Source organism: Acidisphaera rubrifaciens HS-AP3, from assembly GCF_000964365.1.
GTDB lineage: Bacteria > Pseudomonadota > Alphaproteobacteria > Acetobacterales > Acetobacteraceae > Acidisphaera > Acidisphaera rubrifaciens.
This window is the reverse complement of record NZ_BANB01000620.1, coordinates 1-645: the sequence shown is the minus strand read 5'-3', so window position 1 is coordinate 645 and position 645 is coordinate 1. Positions and strand designations below refer to the sequence as shown.

1 protein-coding gene is annotated in these 645 nt (G+C 54.0%); it reads left to right on the top strand.

Annotation, left to right across the window (positions count from 1 at the left end):
• Positions 1-47 precede the first annotated feature (47 nt).
• On the top strand, positions 48-626 hold the full coding sequence (locus B8460_RS15470) for an SIR2 family NAD-dependent protein deacylase (RefSeq protein ID WP_084623710.1): 579 nt from the start codon (positions 48-50) through the stop codon (positions 624-626).
• The last annotated feature ends 19 nt before the right edge of the window (positions 627-645 follow it).

Below are 645 nucleotides of genomic sequence, written 5' to 3'. Positions count from 1 at the left end.
GCTACGATCCAGACTGATCGGCTACCGCTCTAGCTTCTCTAAAGGGCATCAACCCGCATGCCGTCATCACTACAAATTACGACCGCTTTCTTGAACTCGTTTTTCCCGAATATCAGCCCGTCATCGGACAGCAGATCATACAAGGAGTGCAGATCCTGATTGGCGAGGTATTCAAAATTCACGGCTGCGTGTCGGATTACAACAGCCTGATCTTTACCCAGCAAGACTACGACGAATTCCTCCGAAAGAAGAAGTACCTCAGCGCCAAGCTCCTGACCTACTTCACTGAGCATCCGCTTCTATTTGTCGGCTATAGCGCGACCGATCCAAATATCCAGACCGTCCTATCAGACATTGATGAATGTCTCCCACGAGTGGGTCCCGCTGACGCGACGATCCCGAATATCTACTTTCTGGAATGGCGACAGAACATGCCGGCGGACTACGTGCCGGCAAGGGAGAAGCTTATCGCCATCGAAGGCGGACGCTCGATCCGCATCAAAGCAATCGAGACAGACGATTTCCGCTGGGTCTTCGAAGCGTTCGGTGCTCATCAGCCGATCAACGGCGTCAGCCCGAGGGTGCTGCGGGCACTGCTCCACCGCTCATACGACCTAGAGCGGTAGCCGATCAGTCTGGATCGTA